We start from the raw sequence: 21,150 nt of genomic DNA, 5'->3' as shown, positions 1-21,150 counted from the left end.
TTAGTGGGTCAAAGCTCGGTTTCCATCGCCGCCAGCAACGGCGACGCGCCTTGCTCCGCCAGATCGCTATGATGGCGGAAAAGCGCGAACAGCTCCCGGCCCGTATCATAGGGCGCGGGCGGGGCAGGCGGCATGTCGCGCGCGTCCCACTCCGCCGCATCGACCAGCGCCTCGATCACGCCCTGCTGCGCGCACACCCGCACCAAGTCGCCATCGCGCAGCTTGGCGATCGCGCCGCCGCCCAACGCTTCGGGCGACAGATGGATGGCAGCGGGCACCTTGCCGGACGCGCCGGACATGCGCCCGTCGGTCACCAGCGCGACCTTGAACCCGCGATCCTGCAACACGCCCAGCGCAGGCGTCAGCTTATGCAGTTCAGGCATGCCGTTTGCCTTTGGCCCCTGGAAGCGGACGACGACGACGACATCCCGCTCCAGTTCGCCCGCCTTGAACGCGCGCAGGACATCGTCCTGCGTGTGGAAGACGGCGGCAGGCGCTTCGATCGTCCACAGCGCCGGATCGACTGCGCTGACCTTCATCACGCAGCGGCCGAGATTGCCCGCCAGCAAGCGCATGCCCCCATCCGCGCTGAACGGATTGGACACGGGCCGCAGCATATTTTCGTCGCGCGATGCGGGCACGTCGCGCCATTGCAGCGCTTCATCCTCCAGCACCGGCTCTTTGCCATAGTCGGTCAGGTCGCCGCGCGCGACGGTCAGGATGTCCCGGTGAAGCAGGCCATTGTCGAGCAGTTCGCGAATGATGAAACTCATGCCGCCTGCCGCATGAAAATGGTTCACATCGCCCGATCCATTGGGATAGACCCGCGCCAGCAGCGGCACGACGTCGGAGATTTCCGCAAAATCGGTCCAGTCGATGCTGATCCCCGCGGCCCGCGCGATCGCGGGCAAATGGATCGCATGATTGGTCGAGCCACCCGTGGCCATCAACCCGATGATCGCGTTGACGATCGCCTTTTCATCGACGCAATGGCCGAGCGGACGATAATCGTCGCCGTCCCATCCAATGCTGGTCAGCCGATGCGTCGCCGCACGGGTCAGCTCGCTGCGCAGCTTCGTGCCCGGATTGACGAAGGACGCGCAGGGCATGTGCAGGCCCATCACTTCCATCATCATCTGGTTGGAGTTAGCCGTGCCATAGAAAGTGCAGGTGCCAGCGCCATGATAGCTGGCGCTTTCGGACTCCAGCAATTCGTCGCGCCCGACCTTCCCTTCGGCATAAAGCTGCCGGATGCGGACCTTTTCCTTGTTGGCGAGGCCGGATGGCATCGGCCCGGCGGGGATCAGGATGGTCGGCAGATGGCCAAAGCGCAGCGCCCCCATCAACAGTCCCGGCACGATCTTGTCGCAAATGCCGAGCAGCGCGACGCCCTCGAACATCGCATGGCTAAGCGCCACAGCGGTCGACAGCGCGATGGTGTCGCGGCTGAACAGCGACAATTCCATGCCCGACTGGCCCTGTGTCACGCCGTCGCACATGGCGGGCACGCCGCCCGCAACCTGCGCCGTGGCCCCCACTTCGCGCGCGGCGATCTTGATCTGTTCGGGGTAGCGGCCATAGGGCTGATGCGCCGACAGCATGTCGTTATAGGCGGTGACGATGCCGATATTCATCGCCTGGCCGGTGCGGATCGCCGGTTTGTCCTCGCCGCTCGCGGCAAAGCCATGCGCCAGATTGCCGCAGGACAGTTGGTCGCGATTGGTGCCCGCTTCGCGGCCGCGCTCGATCAGATCGAGATAGGCGCGCCGCCGCTTGGCACTGCGCGCAACGATGCGCTCGGTCACCTTGGCGATTACGGGGTGCAGTTCACTCATGCCAGCTTGCTCCGTCACGTTCGATAAGGGCAATGGCCGATGACGGCCCCCAGTTCCCCGATGAATAGGCGGCGGGCTTCATATTGGCCTCCTTCCACCCGTCGATGATCGAATCGATCCATGCCCATTGCGCTTCCACCTCGTCCCGACGCACAAATAGCGTCTGGTCGCCCGCCAACAGGTCGAGGATCAGCCGTTCATAGGCGATCCGGCGACGTTGCCCGGCAAAGGCGGCGGTCAGTGATACGTCCAGCGTCACTTCGTCCAGCAACACCTGCCGCTCCAGCCCCGGCCGCTTCGACATGATGAGCAGGCGGATATATTCCTCCGGCTGCAAACGGATGACCAACGTATTGGGCTCCAGCCCGGAACCATGGCCATCCCGCCCAAAGATGGAATGACGCACCGGCTTGAACTGGATCATGATCTCCGACTGGCGCGCTGGCATTCGCTTGCCCGTGCGCAGGTAGAAGGGCACGCCCTGCCAGCGCCAATTGTCGATATGCGCCTTCAATGCCACGAAAGTTTCGGTATCCGAAGGCTTTCCCAGTTCGTCGGCATAGCCGGTCACGATCTGGCCGCCGACCGCGCCCGGCGTATATTGGCCGCGCACGCTATGCGTCTTGACCGTTTCCGCCGTCATGGGCCGCAAAGACCGCAGCGCCTTCACCTTCTCGTCGCGCACGGCGGTCGGGTCCATGCGGGCGGGCGGCTCCATCGCGATGATCGACAGGATTTGCAGCATGTGATTCTGCACCATGTCGCGCAGCGCGCCGACACCGTCATAATAGGATACGCGCCCTTCCAGCCCCACGGTTTCACCCACCGTAATCTGGACATGGTCGATCGCGGTGGCATTCCAAAGCGGCTCGAACATGACATTGCCAAAGCGCAGCGCCAGCAGGTTCTGCACCGTTTCCTTGCCCAGATAATGATCGACGCGGAAAATCTGTTCTTCGGCGAACATCGCGCCGATGCCGTCATTGACCTCCTTGGAGGAGGCCAGATCCTTGCCGATCGGCTTTTCCATCGCGATCCGCGTCAGCGGCGTGATGAGTCCCGCTTCGGCCAGCCCTTGCGCGGTGGGCGCGAACAGGGACGGGGGGGTGGAAAGATAGACCGACAGGCCGCGCTCCAACCGTCCGTCGATGCGCTCGGCCAGCGCGAGGAACTGCTCCGCCTTCCCCGCTTCGACCGGTTGATAGACGATCATCTGGCCGAACGCCGCCGCAGTTTCGGCATCATAGCGATCCGACGCCAGGAATTGGCGCAATGCGGCATCGACATCACCGCGAAAATCTTCGTCGCTCATCGGTGACCGCGCCGACGCGACGATCAGGAAATCGTCGGGCAGCAGGCCATCCGCCAACAGATTGTAAAGCGAGGGGAAGATCATGCGGCGCGCCAGATCACCGGTGGCGCCAAATAACAGGAACGTGGCAGACGATTCGGTCAAAGGATGGTCCTTCTCCGTTGAAATTATCTATGTCTGCACGAAGCGGCTCTTATAACGCGGGCGGATCATAGCGCAAGTCAGGCTATCGCCCCTTGGCCCGCATCGCAACAGATGCCGAAAACCGTCGCCAATTGCTGTTGGCGACAGCCAAAGCCATTTTCGGCTGGACGCCCGCGTCGGATTTTGCCATTTGGCCTCTCCCAGCCGTGCGGGCGTGGTGAAACTGGTAGACGCGCCGGACTCAAAATCCGGTTCCGCAAGGAGTGTCGGTTCGATTCCGACCGCCCGCACCAACTATGATCATCTCGGATCAATGGCGAAATCTCTTCAATAGCCGGTGGCGTAGCCCATGCGGCGAGGGTCAGCGCCGCCCATGCGCGCGCCGGATGGATCGACCATCACGCCTTGAACGCTGCCGATCGCAAAGCCGCCGACGGTCTCCACGCTATGGCCCTTGGCTTTCAACGCCGTTATTTCCGCTGGCGCGAAACGGTCCTCCAACTGCACAGTGATGGCAGCGCCCGGCTTGTAGAAACTGGGTTTGGCATTGAGCGCGAAGCGGGGCGCTTCAATTGCTTGCTGGATCGGCATGTCCAGGTCGAGGGCGTTGATGAGGAATTGGAACTGGGTCTGCCCGATCGTCTCGCCGCCGGGCGTGCCGCACACCAGCTTCAATTGGCCCTTGTCCAGCACGATGATGGGGCCATTGCCGAGCAGCGCCCGCTTGCCCGGTGCCACGGCGTTGGGATGACCGGCATAGGGTGCGGTCGATCCGACGCGCAGGCCGTTATTGCACAACAGGCCGGTGTCGCCCATCACCACTGACGTTCCAAAGCCGCCGCCGATCGTCGTCGTGACGGCAATGGCATTGCCCTCCTTGTCCACCACCGACAAGCTCGTGGTGTCGCCGCCGCGTGTGTCTTCATCGGCGGCCGGTCGATCAGGCTGCCGCCCCGTGGCCAGTGCCGCGTCGTCGGGAAAGGCGATGGCCTGCAGGCGGTCGATCAGCTTGCGCCGCGTCGCGGCGAAATCCTTGGACAGCAATGTGGCGACGGGCACATCCACGAACCGAGGATCGCCCGCATAGCGATAGACATCGGCCTTGGTGACCTTGATCGCCTCGATCAATAGATGGGTGAGGCTGGCGCGATCATCAGCGATAGACGCCAGATCCCAGCCCTCCACGATGTTGAGCTGTTCGCACAACTCCAGCCCCGTGCGCGATGTCAGCGGACTGCAATAAACGTCCAGCCCGCGATAGACGGTCGAAACGGGCTCGTCCCAGACCGGGCGATAGGCACGCATATCCTCCATGCGCAGCCAGCCGCCATTGGCCTGCGAAAATCGCGTCATGTCCTGAGCGATCGGCCCGGTGTAGAAATGATCATAGGCGGCGGACAGCGCCTTGTCCCGGCTGGCCCCGCCTTTGAACGCCCGCGTTTCTGCGTCGGCAAGACTTTGGAAGGTGCGCGCCAAGGGCAGATTGCGGAAGATAGCGCGCGGGGCAGGTGGCTGGCCATCGGGCAGGAAGATAGCCGCGCTTGTGGGATGGCGCGCTAGTACCGCTTGCTGGCGGCGGATGAACATCGCGATGGAGGCATCGAGCGGATGCCCGTCGCGCGCATAGCCAATAGCAGGTTCCAGCAAGGTCGCCAGCGGCAACCGCCCATATCGCTTGGCCAACGCAATCCACCCACCGAACGCGCCCGGCACCGCCACAGCCTTGTTCCCGCTGTCCAGTTCCTTGGGATCGACGTCCGGGTCGAGCAGGGCAGGCGCACCGCCGGTAAAGGCGAGCGACTGGACCTTGCCGCTGCGCCGTTCGAAACAGGTGGCAAAGCCATTGCCGGCCGCGCTCGATGCCCAGGGTTCGACGACATTCATCACCGCCATGGCGGCAACGGCGGCGTCCGCGGCCGTGCCGCCCTGCATCAACATGCGCGTCCCCGCCATCGCCGCCAGCGGATGGCCCGCCGCGACGCCGCCATGGGGCATCGGCACTTCGACGCGATGCGCCCTTGCTACCGCCGGGCTGCTGCGCGGCGCATCGGGGGCCTTGTCGCCGGACTGGGCCAGCGCCGCTCGACCGGACAGGCCGAGCAGCGCCGCCCCGGCGAACCCCGCCGCGATCAGATCGCGACGGGCCAGACCTTCATCCCGCATCAGAAGGACTTTTTGATGCTGGTGTACCAATAGCGCGCCTGCGGCTGATACAGGCTGGACAGATAACCGCCCGATGCCAGCGGCGGGTCCTTGTCGAAGATGTTGCGCGCGCCGACCGTGATCGCCGTCCCCTTCATCATGCCGCTGTCGAATTTATAGGTGGCATAGAGGTTCACGGTCGTCTGCCCCTTGACCACGAAACGGTTGCCGTTCGCATCGAACACCGCGTCCTGATAGACATCGTCGATGAACTGGGTGAAGGCACCAACGGTTACCGGCCCATAGTCCCAGGTCAGGTTGGCGGAAATGCGCCAGCGCGGCTGACCGTCGCGGCCCACCACATCGCCGCCGCCCGGAACCGGCACCGCCGCATTGATTTCGCCTGCCGCCTGGCCATCGGTCACCGCCTGCACTGCCGCGGGTGCGTCGAGCTGATATTTGATGAGACGCGCGGCGTTCACGTTCAGCCCGAATTTGCCGAAGTTGGTGGTGCCGATGCGATAGTCGAGGTTGAAGTCGATGCCATCGACCTGGATCGGCAGCAGATTTTGGAAGGGGGCCGTCACGTAGAGCAGTTCGCCCACTGGTGCCAAGCCCGTGCCCGCCACCAGCGCGATGTCGTCCGCCGTGGGTTCACGACGCACGACCGCCGGATTGCTGCTGCCCTGCACCCGCAGCAGATAGTCGAGATTGAGCGCATTCTGATAATCGAGCAGGCCCACGACGCCCTTCTGCTTGATGCGCCAGCGGTCGACGGTGAAGGTCACATTGCCCCAACCCTGGGGCAGCGGCGGCTGGAACACCGCGCCGAAGTTCCAGCTGGTGGATTCTTCGGGCTTCAGATCGGGATTGCCGCCCGACCGGCGCAGCACCGACACGTTGCGCGCGCATTGGGAGAAGGTGCTGATGCGCCCGGCGCGCAGGTCCGCTTCGCACAGCACATATTCGGTGCCGCCGTTGACGCGGTCCAACGTCGCGGTGTTGATGACTTCCAAATTCGGTGCCCGGAAACCCTGCGACCAGGAGCCACGCAAGCGGAACCCCTGCAACAGATCCCAGCTTGCCGCGACCTTGGGTTTGGCGACGTCGCCCACATCGCTATAGCGTTCATAGCGCCCGGCGATCTGGATATCGAAGGAGCGGATCATGGGGATCTCCATGTCCGGGCTGACCAGCGGCAGGGCGATTTCGGCATAGGCCGACCATACCGAGCGCTTGCCCGAAACGTCGGGGCTTGGGCTGGCCCCCATCAGGTCCGACCCGTAGAAGATGCCCGTCACGGCGTCGGTATAGGTGATATCGACGCCTGCAACGCCGCCTTGCCGGGGGTCGCGATTGTCGTCGAAGGTTTCGCGCCGGAACTCGACGCCGGTGGCGATGCCGATGCTGTTTCCAGCCCACAAGCCAAGCAGATTGGCATTGGAAATCTTGAGATCCCAGAGCGCCAGCGATGTCTTGTTGCGACGGGTCGACTGGATGCGGAAGCTGTCGACGATCGCAGCACTGTTCGGGGTGTCATCGCCGATTGACGGGTCGGACAGGCTGCCGCCATTGAACGGATTATAGGCATCGGGCGTGGTCTTGTTGATCGCAGCCTGGAGTAGCGTGCTGGACGTGCCATCCATCGTGTCCTTGACCGTGGCCCAGGTGTAAAGGCCCGCCGATTCCCAGTTCCAGTCGCCAAACATACCGCGCAGGCCGCCCAGCAAACGATATTGCCGGTTGGTCACATTGACGTTGCGCAGCCCGACATCGACATAATTGAGGCTGCGAATGGTGACGGGCAGTCCTTCGTCGGGGATGTTGAGGCCAGGCAGCCGATTGGGCGATCCGACAGGACCAAGCGGGTTCCAATAGGCATCCGCTGCCACGGTGATCGGGATGTTGGCCAGCGATCCGCCAGTGCCGATATGGGCCTCCGTCTTGCCCTGATAGAAACCGAGTTCGCCAAAGAAGTCCAGATTGTCGGTCAGTTCGTAATTGATGAAGCTGAACAGGTTGATCCGCTTGACCGATGGCTGGGTGGTCAGGTCGGCAAAGGTCGCATTCGGGTTGAAGCGCAGGTTGGAATCGACATTGGCCATCTGCGTGGTGCCGCTGGCATCGTCATAGCACATGCCGGGGGTGCCGGCCGCGACCTGGCAGCCGGGATTAGTGGATGGCTGGATGTGGAACTGGCGCGACGCATTGGTCAGCGCGACGCCGTTGCTCGTTATCACGCCCGATCCAGTGGCCTGAAACGTGCCCCAGGGTGTACTGGTCGACGTACCGTTGAAACTGGCATTGTTTTCAAAGGGAGTCCCTGCGACGAAAGAGCGCCGATCAGCCGTCGCCGTATAGTCCTGGTCGCGCAGGTAAAGTTTGGACTTTTGGGCATAGCCGCCAAAGAGCGAAATATTGCCCCGGCCGCCACCGAAATTGAAGCCGACGAGGCCATTGACGGTGAACTCACGCAAATTGGTGCCTTCCGCACCGCCATATTGTGCGTCGAATGTCGCCCCGGTGAAATTGGATTTCAGCACATTGTTGACGACGCCCGCGACAGCATCCGACCCATAGAGCGCCGCCGCGCCATCGCGCAGCACCTCCACCCGCTCGATCGCGCCGACGGGTATGGTGTTGGCGTTGAAGCCGAAGGTCGGCACGCCGGAATCGATCACCCCGGTAATCGCCTGCGATGTGGGATGCAGAACGGTGCGGCGGCCGTTGATCAGGAGCAGCGTATTGCCCTGACCCAAACCGCGCAGCGACACAGTGGACACGTCGCCGCGTGCGGCATTGCCCGATCCGCCACCCAGTACCTGTTCATTGAAGGTCACGCCGCCCAGTTGCGGGATGGAACGGAACAGGTCTGCGCCCGAAACGGCGGCGACGGCATCTATCTGCTCCTGCCCGACAACCGACACCGGCAGCGCCCCTGTCGTCTTCGCGCCCCTGATCTGCGTGCCCACGACAACGATTTCCGCGCGGCTTTCGCCCTGCGGTTCGGCGGGGAGCGCGACGCTGGGTGCGTCCGACATCGTGCCGCCCGTCTCCAGTTGCGCAAAGGCGATCGGGCGCAGGGCAGCGACTGCGCCTGGTTCAGCGCTCAGGTTTCGGTCGCGCAAGGTGACGACATCATTGCGATCGGAGGAGATGACAAGGTCAGTTCCCCGGATAAGATGCTTGAGCGCCTGCCGCGCATCATGGGCACCATAAAGACGCGGCGTGCGACTATGCCGCAGCTTTTTCGATGGCGCGATGATCTGAAGACCGCTCTGCAGGGCAAAGGACGGCAGCGTGTCGACAGCGCGCCCCTCCGGCAGATCGAAATTGCGTTGTTGGGCATGCGCCGTGCCGCTCATCATCACCAGCGACGCGGCGCTGCCACTCAGCAGCATGGCCAGGATATTCTTGTTCATCATGTCCCCCATTTCCCCATTTCCTCCCGCACGGGCGCACGCCAGCAGGCGTCGCGGCAACAGCGCCACGCGGTGATTGATCGTTCATCAGAAATTCGTTCATGGGCCGGTGTGTTCGCCCGGCCGGGCGTTGCCGATCGGCCCCTCTTCGGGTGCCCCGACATCCTCTCCAGATCGCGGCTTGGAGGCCACTATCACCGCAGATCACAGAGGAAAGACACAAGAGCGAACATTATCCGCCATTGGGCCTGTCACATTTTTTTCATGCGCCTTAACGGCCAAAACACTGTGGGTTTGGGCGTGGCTTTCGTTGCAACAGGAGATCGTCGATGTAAGGGGTCGACCTATTCTGGATAGCAGAGCCATATGGCTGGCACGCCACATCTGTCCGCATGAACCAGCGCTGCGGCGCTGGCTGGCGGGGCGCGTGCAATATGGCTTCCTGCTCGATGACGTCGTGCAGGAAACCTATGCGAAACTCGCAACCCTGCCCTCGGTCGATCATATCGAAAATCCACGCGCCTATTTTTTCCGCGCGGCCCTGTCTGTTGTCGTGACTGAAGTGCGGCGCGCACCCGTCGTCTCCATGGAGACGCTCACGGAAATTGATCGTCTGAACATCGAATCCGGTGTGCTGCCGCCGGATATTCAGGCGGAACAGCGCGAGGAGTTTCGGCTGGTGGCCGAAGCCATTGATCAATTGCCGGCCAAATGCCGGGAGGTCTTCATCTTGCGCAAGGTGCAAGGATTGTCACAGCGCGAAACAGCGCAAAAGCTGGGTTTGTCGGAAAGCACGGTCGAAAAACATGTCGGCCGTGGCATCCGGCACCTGATAAATATTTTCGGACGTGGCGGAAAAACGGGTCATGTCGCGTCTAACGACCAAATTTCAAATGCAGAGCCATATGACAGTCAAGGAAAGCAGCGCGGAGATAGAGCAACAGGCGACCCTCTGGGCGGCCCGGTTTGACGCGACATCTCTGAGCGCCGCCGACAGGAAGGAACTGGACGCCTGGCTCGCAGGCGACAGCCGCCGCATGGGGGCCTGGGCCATGGCGCGCGCGGCGCTCGCACGGGTGGAACTGGCGCAGACCGACCGGCAGGCACCCTATGCGGTCACATCCGAAGGGGGGCGTTCGCGCAGGCAATTATTATGGGGTCTGGGCGCAGCCGTTGCGGCTTCGGCGATTGCTGCTGTCGGCCTTCATATCGCAGATCAGGGGTTGCATTATCAGACAGCCAAAGGCGAAATGCTGCGCGTCGCGCTGCCCGATGGCAGCGTCGTCAATCTCAATACCGCCAGCCGCATAGAGGTACGCTTCACCGCGCATACGCGCACCGTGATATTGACGCGAGGCGAAGCCTTGTTCGACGTCGCGAAAAACAAGGCGATCCCGTTTGTCGTGGAAGCAGGGGATACGCGGGTACGCGCCGTGGGCACGGCCTTCACCGTTCGACGGCAAGAGAATCGTGCCGTGGGGGTGATCGTGCGGGAGGGCGTGGTGGAGGTGAGTCAGAAGAGAGCCGTCACGCCGCCGGTCAGATTGGTCGAAAACATGCGTGCAGCGGTTGATTCGGCAGCGTCGATGCCGATTGAAACCTACCGCATTTCGCCGGACGCGATTGCGCAGGAACTCTATTGGCGGGAGGGCAAAATTGCTTTTCGCGATACCACCCTTGCGCAGGCTGCGGCAGAATTTGCGCGCTATAATGAAGAAAAGATCGTGATTGCCGATCCTGCGATCGCGCAGGAAACGATAACCGGGCTGTTCGTCGCCAACGATCCACATGGCTTTGCAAAGGCGGCAGCAGAGAGTCTGGGCCTGGCAACACGAACAGAAGGCGACAGGATCATCCTTCGTCCCATATGAACTATTGGCGCTGAGCAAAAAATCAACGCGCCGGAAACGGGGAGCTTCAGAAATGAACGATGAGAACCCGATTACGGGAATGAACCGTCGTGCCTTGGGCAAATGGGCTTTGGCAACCGGAGCCGCCGCTATCGCCGGGCCGATTGCCACCCACGCCCAGGCGCAAACGCCGCCGCCAGAACCAACGCGGCTGAAAAGCGCAGGCGAAACGCTCCGCCCCGAAATTGTCGGCCAATTCGGCATCGTTGCAGCTGGCCGCCATTATGCGGTCGCGGCGGGAACCCGCATATTGATGGCGGGCGGCAACGCCACGGATGCAGGCGTGGCTGCCGTCTTTGCCGCAGCGGTCACGGAAATCTCCCATTTCGGCTTTGGCGGCGAAGCGCCCACCATCATCTACGACGCCGCTACGAAGAAGGCGTCCGTCATCAATGGTCAGGGAACGGCACCCGCGCTGGCCACCGTCGATCAGTTTGCCGCGCTGGGGGTGATACCGGGTAATGGCCCCAATGGCGGGACGATCCCAGCCGTGGTGGATGCCATGGCGTTGGCGCTTCAGCTCAACGGGACGATGATGCTGGACCAGGTGATGGCCCCGGCGATCGAACTGGCGGACGGCTTCGTCATGTATAATTTTCTGGCGGAAGTGTTCGTCAGCCAGCAGAAGCCGACATCCAAATATAAAAACGCCTATGACGCCTATTATCCCGGCGGCAGGCTGCCTCGGACCGGCGAGATATTTCGCCAGCCCAATCTCGCGCGCACGATGCGGACGATCGCGACTGCTGACCGACAGGCCTTTGCCCGGACAAAGGACCGCAAGGCCGCGATCCAGGCCGGGCGTGACGCCTTCTACAAGGGTGACATAGCCCGCCGCATCGGTGCCGCGATGGAGGCGGACGGCGGGCTGATGCGCTATGCGGATCTGGCGAACTATAAGGGCAAGATCGAACCACCGGCAACTGCGGATGTGTTCGGCTATACTGTGTGCAAAGGTGGCTTCTGGAGCCAGGGACCAGCGCTGCTGCTGGCGCTGAACATCGCCGAAGCCGCCGGGATCGGCGCGATGGAGCCAGGCAGCGAAATCTATCTCCACACACTGGCCGAAGCGATCAAACTCGCCTTCGACGATCGTAATGCTTTCTTCGGCGATCCCGATTTCGCCAGCGTGCCGATGCAAGGCCTGCTGTCCAAACCCTATGCCGCGGCGCGGGCCAGGGACATCCGGCCACAGGCATCGCTGGAGCATCGCTATGGCGACCCCTGGGCCTTTGAGGGGCGCAACCGCGACACGCCTTCCTTCATACCGCGCATGCTGAAAAAGCCGCCCGTGCCCACCGCCGATACAACCGCGATCGAAGTGGTGGACCGGCACGGCAATCTGTTCAGTTGTACGCCAAGTTCCGGCTGGATGCTGGGTGGTGCCTATATTGCGGGCGATACCGGCGTGCCGATGAGCAACCGGATGACCATCTTCGATCTCGATCCCGACAGCCCGAACGTTCTTGTCCCCGGCAAGCGGCCACGCACGACCTTGACGCCATCCCTGGTGCTCAAGGACGAAGGGCCATTCCTGGCGATCGGTACGCCGGGCGGCGACAATCAGGATCAGCAGATCATGAACGTGTTGCTGCGCGTCCTGGCCTTCGGCGAGCCGCTCCAGGCGGCCATCGAAGCACCCCGGATCAATTCCAATCATTTCCATGGCTCCTTCGGCGTCAAGAAGGACGAGCCAGGCGTGCTGGAAATCGAAGATCGCGTGCCTCCTGCGGTGCGTGATGCGCTGAGCGCGCGGGGGCACAAGCTGGATGTGCTGGGGCCATTTGGCGTCTCGACGGGCATCGTCGCTGCCGGCGTGGTGCCTGAAACCGGCACCTTGCGCGGTGGCGCGGACGTGCGGCGGGAACGCTACGTCTTTGGCTGGTGAAGAATGAACGGGGACATCATATCATGACTGTACGGCTCACCTCCTTCGCCATCGCCTTGATGGTCGGCACGGCCCACCCGGCCATCGCCCAACCTGCCAATCTCCCCCCGCCCGGTGGCGAGACACCGATTGCCTTCGACGTGCATGAAGGGACATCAATGGCCGTGTCCGTTTCGCCGAACGGCAAGTGGCTGGCGGTCGATTTGCAAGGCAGTCTCTGGATCATCCCGGCCAAAGGCGGGAAGGCCAGGCGGATTACCGATTATTTCAACGATGCGCGCCAGCCGGTCTGGGCACCCGACGGTTCGCGCCTCGTCTACTTCGCCTATCGCGACGGCGGCTATGATCTGTGGAGCATCAAGCCCGACGGCAGCGACATGCACAAGCTGACCGAAGGCACGTTCGATGATCGCGAGCCGGTCTTTTCCCCTGACGGTAAGACGATCGCCTTCTCGTCCGATCGCAGCGGCAATTATGACATCTGGACGCTCGACATCGCCACCGGCGCGATGAAGCAGGTCAGCAGCCATGCGCGCGAAGATCGGTTGCCGACCTGGTCGCCCGATGGTGCGCGGATCGCTTATTCCGGCGGACAGGGCATGGCGAGTGCCATCTATGTCGTCGACTTGGCGACGGGACAGGAAAGCCTGCTGAAACAGGTTGAGGGACGGGCCGAAGCCCCCTCGTTCGGCCCATCGGGACAACTGGCCTATGTTCTGCAGGACGATACGGGCAGCCATCTGGCGATCGACGGCAAGATTGTCAGCGGCCAGGAAAATGTCTTTCCCTTCCGCATAAGCTGGGATGGGGCAGGGGGCTATTTCTATGTGTCGGACGGCAAGATCCGCAGAGGCGGTGCGAAGGCCACCTCGACGATCGCCTTCGCCGCCACGCTGGAGGTTGTGAAACCCCGCTATGAGCGAGCCAAGCGCGATTGGGACTCGACCGCGCCGCGCAAGGCATTGGGCATCGTCCATCCGCGTATTTCGCCCGATGGCAGCCGCATCGCCTTCGTCGCGCTGGGTGATCTTTATGTTGTCTCGTCCAAGGGCGGCGTGCCGGAAAATCTGACCAAGGACGCCGCGCTCGATGCTGATCCCGCCTGGTCGCCCGATGGGCAGAGCATCGTGTTCAGCTCCGACAGGGGCAGCGGACTGCCGCAACTATGGATCAAGGATCTGAGAACGGGCACCGACCGGCAGTTGACCAGGCTCGATACCCAGCCGCTTGGCGCGGCCTGGTCGCCCGATGGCACGCGCATCGCCTTCATTGATGTGGATGGTCGTTGGGGCGTGGCGGGTGTCTGCGTGGTGGATGTGGCGACTGGCAACATCACACGGTTGCAGACATCGCTTGGCCAGCCGGGCAGTCCGAGTTGGTCATCGGACAGCAAATATGTCGCGATCAGCCTGTCCTACAAATTTTCCAACAGCTTCCGTGAGGGCACCAACCAGGTCTATGTGATACCGGCCGATGGCAAGGGCGAGCCATTCTGGCAGATCCCCCAAGCCAATATGTCGCTCGACACGCGCAGCGGCAGTGGCCCCGCCTGGTCACCGGATGGCTCCAAAATGGCAGGCATTTATGAAGGTCTGCTCAAGGTCTGGCCCGTGGACAAGGCGGGCAAGCCATTGGGGCCGGTGCGCAGCCAGACAAACGACACCGCCTTCTATCCCACCTGGACGGCGGATTCGAACATAGTCCTGTACCAATCAAACGATAAGTTGAAGACGATCAACCTGGCCACCGGCGTCACGACCGACGTGCCAATCGACCTAAGCTATCGTCTCGCCAAGCCGACAGGCCGCATGGTCGTCCATGTCAGCCATCTGATCGACTCCGTCACGGACGCGACCCAGCATGACAAGGACATCATCATCGACGGCAATCGCATCGTCCAGATTCGCGATCATGATCCGGCGCTGCATGAGGGCGGCACGTTCGTCGATGGCACCGGCCTTACCGCCATGCCCGGCCTCATCGAATATCATTCCCATGTGCAAAAGGATTTCGGCTCCAATCTTGAAAAGGCGTGGCTGGCCTATGGCATCACCACGGTCCGCGATCCCGGCACGCAGGTTTATGACGCGGTCGAGGATCGGGAGGCAGCGGAGGCCGGTGTGCGCCCCAGCCCGCGCCTCTATGTCGGAGGCCCGCTGCTCGAATGGCAACGGGTCTATTATAAAATGGGTGTGGCCGTCTCCGGCCCCGCGCATCTCGAACGCGAACTGGAACGCGCCCGGCTACTGCAATATGATATCGTCAAAAGCTATGTCCGCATGCCCGACCTCTACCAGCGGCGCATCGTCGAGGCGGCCCACGCTATGGGCATTCCCGTCTCTGGCCATGAAATTTATCCGGCCGCCTATAGCGGCGTCGATGGCACCGAACATATGGGCGCGACCAGCCGCCGCGGCTATTCCCCCAAACAAGGGCCGGGCGGCATGGCCTATGACGATGTCATTCAACTGTTTGGCCGTAGCGGTCGGACGCTGACGCCCACCAATTTCGGCGCACTGACCGGCTATCTGGAAAAGAATCCCGACTATCGAAACGATCCGCGCGTGAACCTCTATCCCAGTTGGGCGCGGGAGAGCGTCACTGGTGATAATGATCCCATGGCGCGGATGGTTCGGCCGCTGCTGACAGGGGGCCTCATCAGCCTGAAAAAAATATATGATGCAGGCGCGCAAGTCGTCGCCGGAACCGACACGATGATCGCGACCAATCTCCACGCGGAAATCGCCTCCTATGTCGATGCAGGCCTGACGCCGTTCCAGGCGCTCCAGACGGCCACCGTCAACGCGGCCAAGGCGCTCAACCTCGATGCCGGAACCCTCGAAGCAGGGAAGCTAGCCGACATCGCGCTGGTGGATGGCGATCCGCGCGAAAATATCGCCAACAGCTTCAAAGTGCGCAGCGTGATCGCCAATGGCGTCATCCACCATGTCGACGATCTGGTGAAGCCCAACTCGTGAAGGTGGCCCGCTCTCAGAATAATTGGTGACCCCTACGGGAATCGAACCCGTGTTTCAGCCGTGAGAGGGCCGCGTCCTAACCGCTAGACGAAGGGGCCATGGGACCGCGCGCAGGCGGTCGGCAGAGGCGCGCTTTAGGAAGACGGCGTAATCGCGTCAAGCGAAACAGAATGCCACCGCCAACAGAGCTTCATAAAAAACCACCCCATGCAGAGCATGGGGTGGCCAAGGTTCAGGGAGGAGACGCCTCCAAAGGGGGAGGCGCCCATACGATACACCCGAAAGGGGGGCAGGTGCACCGCATGATTGATAGATAGGGCAGGATGCTTCGCCTTACAAGGGGGGAAGCACCGCCCTTTCTATCAATTATTTGAACCGTTTCGGGTTAATAGCGGGTTCAGGCTTCGGCAGGTTGCGGTGCGGCGGGAAGGGCGATGGGCCCTTTGCCCTGCGATACCTGCGTTTCGAAAATCTCGCGCATCAACTGCAGAGAGAAGAGATGCGCGTAGATCAGCGGCAGCATGCCATTTTGGTTGATCTTGCGCAGTTGATCGCCGCGCATGTCGCGCAGCTTTTCCTCGTTGATCATGCGGAAGCCGCGATAGACGAATGGCTGTTCGTTGACGGGCGTCTGGATCGACACTTCGCCATCCATCAGCAGGTCCATTTCCTGCAATTCGCGCACGAACTGGCTGGTGCGCGCGGCGGCCTGTTCGAAATCTTCGCAGAATTTAAGCACGCCCTGGGTCAGTTCGCTCGGCTTGCCGTCCTGGAACAGTGCGGTGCCTTCCTCGAATGCGCCGATCGCCGAGCTGGTCGGGTCGAAGCATAGCGACAATTCCTCACTGTCGGGACGCAGCTTGGCCAGCATCCAGGGATAACGACGGACATAGGCGGGGACATAGGCCGGGCCGCGCAGCTTGCCTTCGTCATCGACAAAGACATTCACGCCTTCGTTCAGGCCCATCAGCGCCAGCGGCACCGAATCGGCGCCTGACGAAAAGATGATCGGAACGAAGCGCTGCGCCGATACAAATTCGTCGATCGTCAGCGGAATGGCATGCTGGCTGACCAGGAATGGGGCAGCATCAACCGTGCGGCTGCGGAAATCGACATGGTCGACGCTGCTGAGCGGCATCAGGTCATTGTAGAAGATCGGCAGATTGTTCGCGGGCGCGCTGGCCATGGTCCGTTTTCCATTGTTGGAGGCGGCGGTTTGTCAGGCCGACCGCTGGTCTGATGATTGGGGCAGGGCGATAAAGGCCTTGGCGGCGGCGTGCAATCGCTTTGTCGCTTTTACGCCTCTTCCGGCAAGGGGATGAGTTTGCCAGGGTTCATGATGCCCTTGGGGTCGAACGCGGCTTTGATGGCGCGCAGGGCTGATATCCGCGCCGGGCTGGCCAGCCGTCCCAATTCGGCGCGCTTCATCTGGCCGATGCCATGTTCTGCGGAGATCGACCCGCCTGCCGCTACGACGGCATCATGGACAAAAGCGTTGATCGCCCGTCCATGCGCCGCGATCCACGCCGGGCCGTTGCTGGTTCCCTTTGGCGCGCGGACATGGAAATGGACATTGCCGTCGCCGAGATGGCCGAAGGATGAGGCCGTGGTGCCGGGAAACTGGGCCTGCGCCGCCTGCGCCGCGTCGATCATGAAGGCTGGCATCCGCGCGACCGGCACGCTGATGTCATATTGCAGCGCTGGCCCTTGCGCCTTTTCCGATTCCGACAAGGATTCGCGGATTCGCCAAAAGGCATCGGCCTGTGCTTCATTGGCGGCGATGGCGGCATCAATCGCGATACCCCGCTCGAACGCATCGGCCAGCGCGCTCTCCAGCCGTTCGCTCGGCCCTGGTTCACGCATGTCATTATGATCAACCTCGATCAGCACATGCCAGGGCGTGCGTGTCTCGATCGGGCTGCGCGTGCCGGGGATATGTCCCAGGACGAAGCCCAACGTCTCGTCGGCGATGACTTCGAAACCCTCCACGCTATCGCCCAGCCGCGCCTCGACCAGGCGTAGTAGTGCCAGTGCCTCGGCTGGGGTTTCGACTCCCACCCAGCCAACCGCACGCGCCGCAATGGCGGGGACCAGTCGTAATGCGGCTGCCGTGACGATGCCCAGCGTGCCTTCGGCACCGATCAAAAGCTGTTTGACGTCATAGCCGCGATTATCTTTTTTCAGCGCATCCAGCCCGTCGAAGATGCTTCCATCGGGCAGCACCGCTTCCACCCCCTCGACCAGCGCGCGCATCGTGCCATGCCGCAGCACCTGCGTCCCGCCCGCATTGGTGGAAACAAGCCCGCCGATCGTGGCCGACCCCTTCGCGCCCAGGCTGAGCGGAAAGCGCCGCCCCACGCCCTCGGCCGCGTCGTGCAGGACGCTTAGGATGACGCCCGCTTCGCACACGGCGAGATTGTCGTCGGCCGAAAGGCTGCGGATCGCATTCATCCGCCGCAGCGACAGAATCAGCGCCGATCCATCGGCGGGCGGCGTCGCCCCCCCGACCATCGACGTATTGCCGCCCTGCGGTACGAGTGCGACGCCAAAGTCGGCAGCCAGCGCGACCGTCGCCGCCACCTCCTGCGTCGACGCCGGCGCCAGGATCGCCGCCGCTGCGCCATGATAGCGGCCGCGCCAATCGCTGGTCCAGGGCGCGATATCCTCCGGGTCGGTGACGACGCCCTTGGGGCCGAGCAGCGATGTGAAGCGGGCGATGGTGGACGGTTCGATCATGGGACACATCTATGCCCGGAAATTCATCGACGGTTCAACCATTGGTCGATAGCGTGTTGTTCCCAAAAGGGGTCCGCTTTGTTTCATTCGATGATGTTGCTCCTCGCCGCGCCTGCCGCCCAGTCCGTGGAATGGGCGCAATTGACGATCGAACGGCGTGTAATCGTGCGCGTGCCGATGGCGAGCAAAGGCAAGGTTCCGCCGCCTGTTTCGCCCGATACGGCGAAGGACTGGGATGAGAAAAAGGGGCCGCGCTGCATCGCGTTGCGCTCCATTCGCGCCGCCAGCATCATCGTCCTCAATGGCGTCGATCTGATTTTGGCGGATCAGCATCGTTACCGCGCGCGGTTGGAGAAAGGCTGCGATTCGGCAGGCTTTTATTCGGGTTTTTATGTTGAGCCGCACGCCGATGGTTCGCTTTGTTCAGGCCGCGACGAATTGCAGGCGCGCAGCGGCATGAGTTGTGCGATCGACAGTTTCCGTCGGCTTGTCGCCGCCGACGACTGATTGAGATCCCCAAGGCCCCGAATTACGGGATTTTCTTGACAAGTGGCCGATATTTCCGCAATGCGCGGCCGATTTCCATCGTGCGGACTGGCAGGATGGGGCAACCTCCTGATCCCGGACCATTGAATGACTTTTGCCGATCTCGGCCTTTCCGACGAATTGCTCAGGGCCGTAACCGAATCCGGTTACGACACGCCCACCCCCATTCAGGCGCAGGCAATTCCTTCCGTCCTGATGATGCGCGACATCATCGGCATTGCACAGACGGGAACGGGCAAGACGGCCAGCTTCGTGCTGCCGATGATCGACATTCTCGCCCATGGCCGCAGCCGCGCGCGGATGCCGCGCTCGCTGATCCTGGAGCCGACGCGCGAACTCGCCGCCCAGGTGGCGGAAAATTTCGAGAAATACGGCAAATATCACAAACTTTCGATGGCGCTGCTGATCGGTGGCGTGTCGATGGGCGACCAGCTCGCGGCGCTCGAAAAGGGCGTGGACGTGCTGATCGCGACGCCGGGGCGCCTGATGGACCTGTTCGGGCGCGGCAAGATCATGCTCAACGGCTGTTCGCTGCTGGTCATCGACGAAGCCGACCGGATGCTCGACATGGGCTTCATTCCCGATATCGAAGAAATCTGCACCAAGCTGCCCGCGCAGCGTCAGACCTTGCTCTTTTCGGCAACGATGCCCCCGGTCATCAAGAAGCTGGCCGACAAATTCCTCTCCAACCCCAAGTCGATCGAAGTCGCGCGCCCGGCAAGCGCTTCGATCAACATCACCCAACGTCTGGTGAAGGTGGACGCGCGCAAGAAGCGTAGCGTTCTCGCCAAGATGCTGGCGGAGGCCGACGTCACGAGCGCGGTCATCTTCTGCAACCGCAAGACCACGGTGCGGGATCTCAACAAGAGCCTGCAACGCGACGGCTTCAAGTCGGGCGAAATCCATGGCGATATCGACCAGGGGTCGCGCATCGCCGAACTGGAACGCTTCCGCGCCGGCACCGTCAACATCCTCGTCGCGTCCGACGTCGCGGCGCGCGGGTTGGACATCAAGGGCGTCAGCCATGTGTTCAACTATGACGCGCCCTGGCACCCGGACGATTATGTCCACCGCATCGGCCGCACCGGCCGCGCGGGTGCCAGCGGAGTCGCCTACACCTTCGTCACCGAAGCGGACGCCGAAGCGATCGACAATATCCAGAAGCTGATCGGCACAAAGATCGAAATCGTCGGCGCTGCCGAAGCGATCGCCGCGGTTGAACCGGCAAAAGGCGAAACGGCAGAAGAAGCACCCCGCCGCGCCCCACGCGGTCGCAAGCCCGCCCGTGCCAAAGAACCGCAGGCCGAGGCCCCCAGCGAAGCCACGCCACCCCGCGAGGAAGCGCCCGTCGCGGCGGCACCCGCCGCCGAACCGATCCGCGAAGCCCGCCCACTCCGCACCGAACGCCCCCGCGAAGAGCCAAGAGACCGCCCCGCTGCCGCCCCGCGCGCGCCGCAGCAAAACCGCGGTCGCCGCAACGAAATGGCCGATGACGGCCCCGACGATGGCTGGAACGGCCCGGTGCCCGAATTCCTGAACTTCGGCTTCGACGCCTGAATTTTTTGGGGGGCGACGGGCTGTAAGCCTGTCCGCCAACGCGCAAGCCCAGCACGAAGGCGGCAAACCATAAACCAACCTCATCCCCCCTCCCGCAAGCGGGAGGGGGTTAGGGGGTGGGCCATCGCAAGGCTGCACTGACCCACCCCGCTGCGACCAAATTCCCCCGGCGCAAGGCCAGGGTCATCAAGTCTCGCCGCCCAGCGTCGGGTGAACAGTCCCCCGGACTGTTCAGGTCATGCCGGGGGCACGACCGACCCAACGCTCGCAAGCGGTAGGGGCGATGGATGCGGCCCGTAACCAACCGACCATCATTCCCCCTAAAATCCTCCCCTGTAAGGCCGGGCAATTGCATATGAAACTTTATGTCCCAAACCGCGAATTCTGCAATTTGCGCGTTGCGCCAAAAAGCAGGGTTTTTGTGGAATCCGACTTCCCGAATACTTCGGCCAAGGCACTCCGAATTCCATATGCGATTGCCCTGCCCTGTAAGGGGAGGGGGACCGGCGCAGCCGGTGGAGGGGTGTCACCCTATCGAGAGCGTGACACCCCTCCGTCAGGGCTACGCCCTGCCACCTCCCCTTAAAGGGCAGGGCTATCGCATATGACCAAGCATTGAGAGAAGGAATGCATCGTTCCACCCTGCTCGTTTGATTTTGCCTTTGATTGATCCCTTGTCC

The 21,150-nt window shown here is 62.5% G+C and carries 12 protein-coding genes and 2 tRNA genes; 7 read left to right on the top strand and 7 right to left on the bottom strand.

The window, feature by feature from the left end; all coding sequences use genetic code 11:
- Window positions 1-8 precede the first annotated feature (8 nt).
- Both edd and zwf read right to left on the bottom strand, forming a co-directional pair.
- The gene (gene edd, locus J2W40_RS01650; RefSeq protein WP_310221512.1) at window positions 9-1,835 is read right to left on the bottom strand and encodes a phosphogluconate dehydratase; all 1,827 of its coding nucleotides are present in this window, start codon (window positions 1,833-1,835) and stop codon (window positions 9-11) included.
- Window positions 1,828-3,291: a glucose-6-phosphate dehydrogenase gene (gene zwf / locus J2W40_RS01645; RefSeq protein ID WP_310221510.1), complete on the bottom strand. Its 1,464-nt coding sequence runs from the start codon at window positions 3,289-3,291 to the stop codon at window positions 1,828-1,830. Before zwf ends, edd begins: the two co-directional genes overlap by 8 nt.
- 208 nt (window positions 3,292-3,499) lie before the next feature.
- On the opposite strand from zwf, the gene J2W40_RS01640 reads away from it, so the two are divergent.
- Window positions 3,500-3,584 (top strand) — tRNA-Leu (locus J2W40_RS01640).
- Between the two features lie 34 nt (window positions 3,585-3,618).
- Here J2W40_RS01640 and J2W40_RS01635 read toward each other — a convergent pair.
- Window positions 3,619-5,454, bottom strand: coding sequence for a gamma-glutamyltransferase family protein (locus J2W40_RS01635; RefSeq protein WP_310221508.1), 1,836 nt, complete (start codon window positions 5,452-5,454; stop codon window positions 3,619-3,621).
- Entirely contained in the window at window positions 5,454-8,474 is a 3,021-nt protein-coding gene (locus J2W40_RS01630) for a TonB-dependent receptor domain-containing protein (protein WP_310221947.1), read from the bottom strand. The genes J2W40_RS01635 and J2W40_RS01630 overlap by 1 nt, the downstream gene beginning before the upstream one ends.
- Before the next feature lie 457 nt (window positions 8,475-8,931).
- On the opposite strand from J2W40_RS01630, the gene J2W40_RS01625 reads away from it, so the two are divergent.
- Genes J2W40_RS01625 through J2W40_RS01610 form a run of 4 tightly spaced genes read left to right on the top strand, consistent with a single transcriptional unit; the run spans window position 8,932 to window position 15,631 of the window.
- Window positions 8,932-9,825: an RNA polymerase sigma factor gene (locus J2W40_RS01625; protein WP_310221505.1), complete on the top strand. Its 894-nt coding sequence runs from the start codon at window positions 8,932-8,934 to the stop codon at window positions 9,823-9,825.
- Window positions 9,761-10,726, top strand: a complete 966-nt coding sequence (locus tag J2W40_RS01620; protein ID WP_310221503.1) for a FecR family protein — start codon at window positions 9,761-9,763, stop codon at window positions 10,724-10,726. The genes J2W40_RS01625 and J2W40_RS01620 overlap by 65 nt, the downstream gene beginning before the upstream one ends.
- A 52-nt stretch (window positions 10,727-10,778) precedes the next feature.
- Window positions 10,779-12,653, top strand: a complete 1,875-nt coding sequence (locus tag J2W40_RS01615; protein WP_310221501.1) for a gamma-glutamyltransferase family protein — start codon at window positions 10,779-10,781, stop codon at window positions 12,651-12,653.
- 23 nt (window positions 12,654-12,676) lie between these two features.
- Window positions 12,677-15,631 (top strand): amidohydrolase family protein, encoded by a 2,955-nt coding sequence (locus J2W40_RS01610; RefSeq protein ID WP_310221499.1) that lies wholly within the window; start codon window positions 12,677-12,679, stop codon window positions 15,629-15,631.
- Window positions 15,632-15,654: 23 nt separating this feature from the next.
- Here J2W40_RS01610 and J2W40_RS01605 read toward each other — a convergent pair.
- From J2W40_RS01605 to J2W40_RS01595, 3 genes are all read right to left on the bottom strand, one after another.
- Window positions 15,655-15,729, bottom strand: a tRNA-Glu gene (locus J2W40_RS01605).
- Window positions 15,730-16,028: 299 nt separating this feature from the next.
- The gene (locus tag J2W40_RS01600; protein ID WP_310221497.1) at window positions 16,029-16,817 is read right to left on the bottom strand and encodes a SapC family protein; all 789 of its coding nucleotides are present in this window, start codon (window positions 16,815-16,817) and stop codon (window positions 16,029-16,031) included.
- Window positions 16,818-16,927: 110 nt separating this feature from the next.
- Window positions 16,928-18,367, bottom strand: coding sequence for an FAD-binding oxidoreductase (locus J2W40_RS01595; RefSeq protein ID WP_310221495.1), 1,440 nt, complete (start codon window positions 18,365-18,367; stop codon window positions 16,928-16,930).
- 90 nt (window positions 18,368-18,457) lie between these two features.
- On the opposite strand from J2W40_RS01595, the gene J2W40_RS01590 reads away from it, so the two are divergent.
- Both J2W40_RS01590 and J2W40_RS01585 read left to right on the top strand, forming a co-directional pair.
- Window positions 18,458-18,874 carry a hypothetical protein gene (locus J2W40_RS01590; protein WP_409050329.1) on the top strand — a complete coding sequence of 139 codons (417 nt, stop codon included), beginning with the start codon at window positions 18,458-18,460 and terminating at the stop codon, window positions 18,872-18,874.
- Between the two features lie 126 nt (window positions 18,875-19,000).
- On the top strand, window positions 19,001-20,470 hold the full coding sequence (locus J2W40_RS01585; protein ID WP_310221491.1) for a DEAD/DEAH box helicase: 1,470 nt from the start codon (window positions 19,001-19,003) through the stop codon (window positions 20,468-20,470).
- Window positions 20,471-21,150 lie beyond the last annotated feature (680 nt).

The organism is Sphingobium xenophagum (assembly GCF_031457465.1).
Taxonomy (GTDB): Bacteria; Pseudomonadota; Alphaproteobacteria; order Sphingomonadales; family Sphingomonadaceae; genus Sphingobium; species Sphingobium xenophagum_A.
This window is presented reverse-complemented; position numbering and strand designations above follow the sequence as displayed.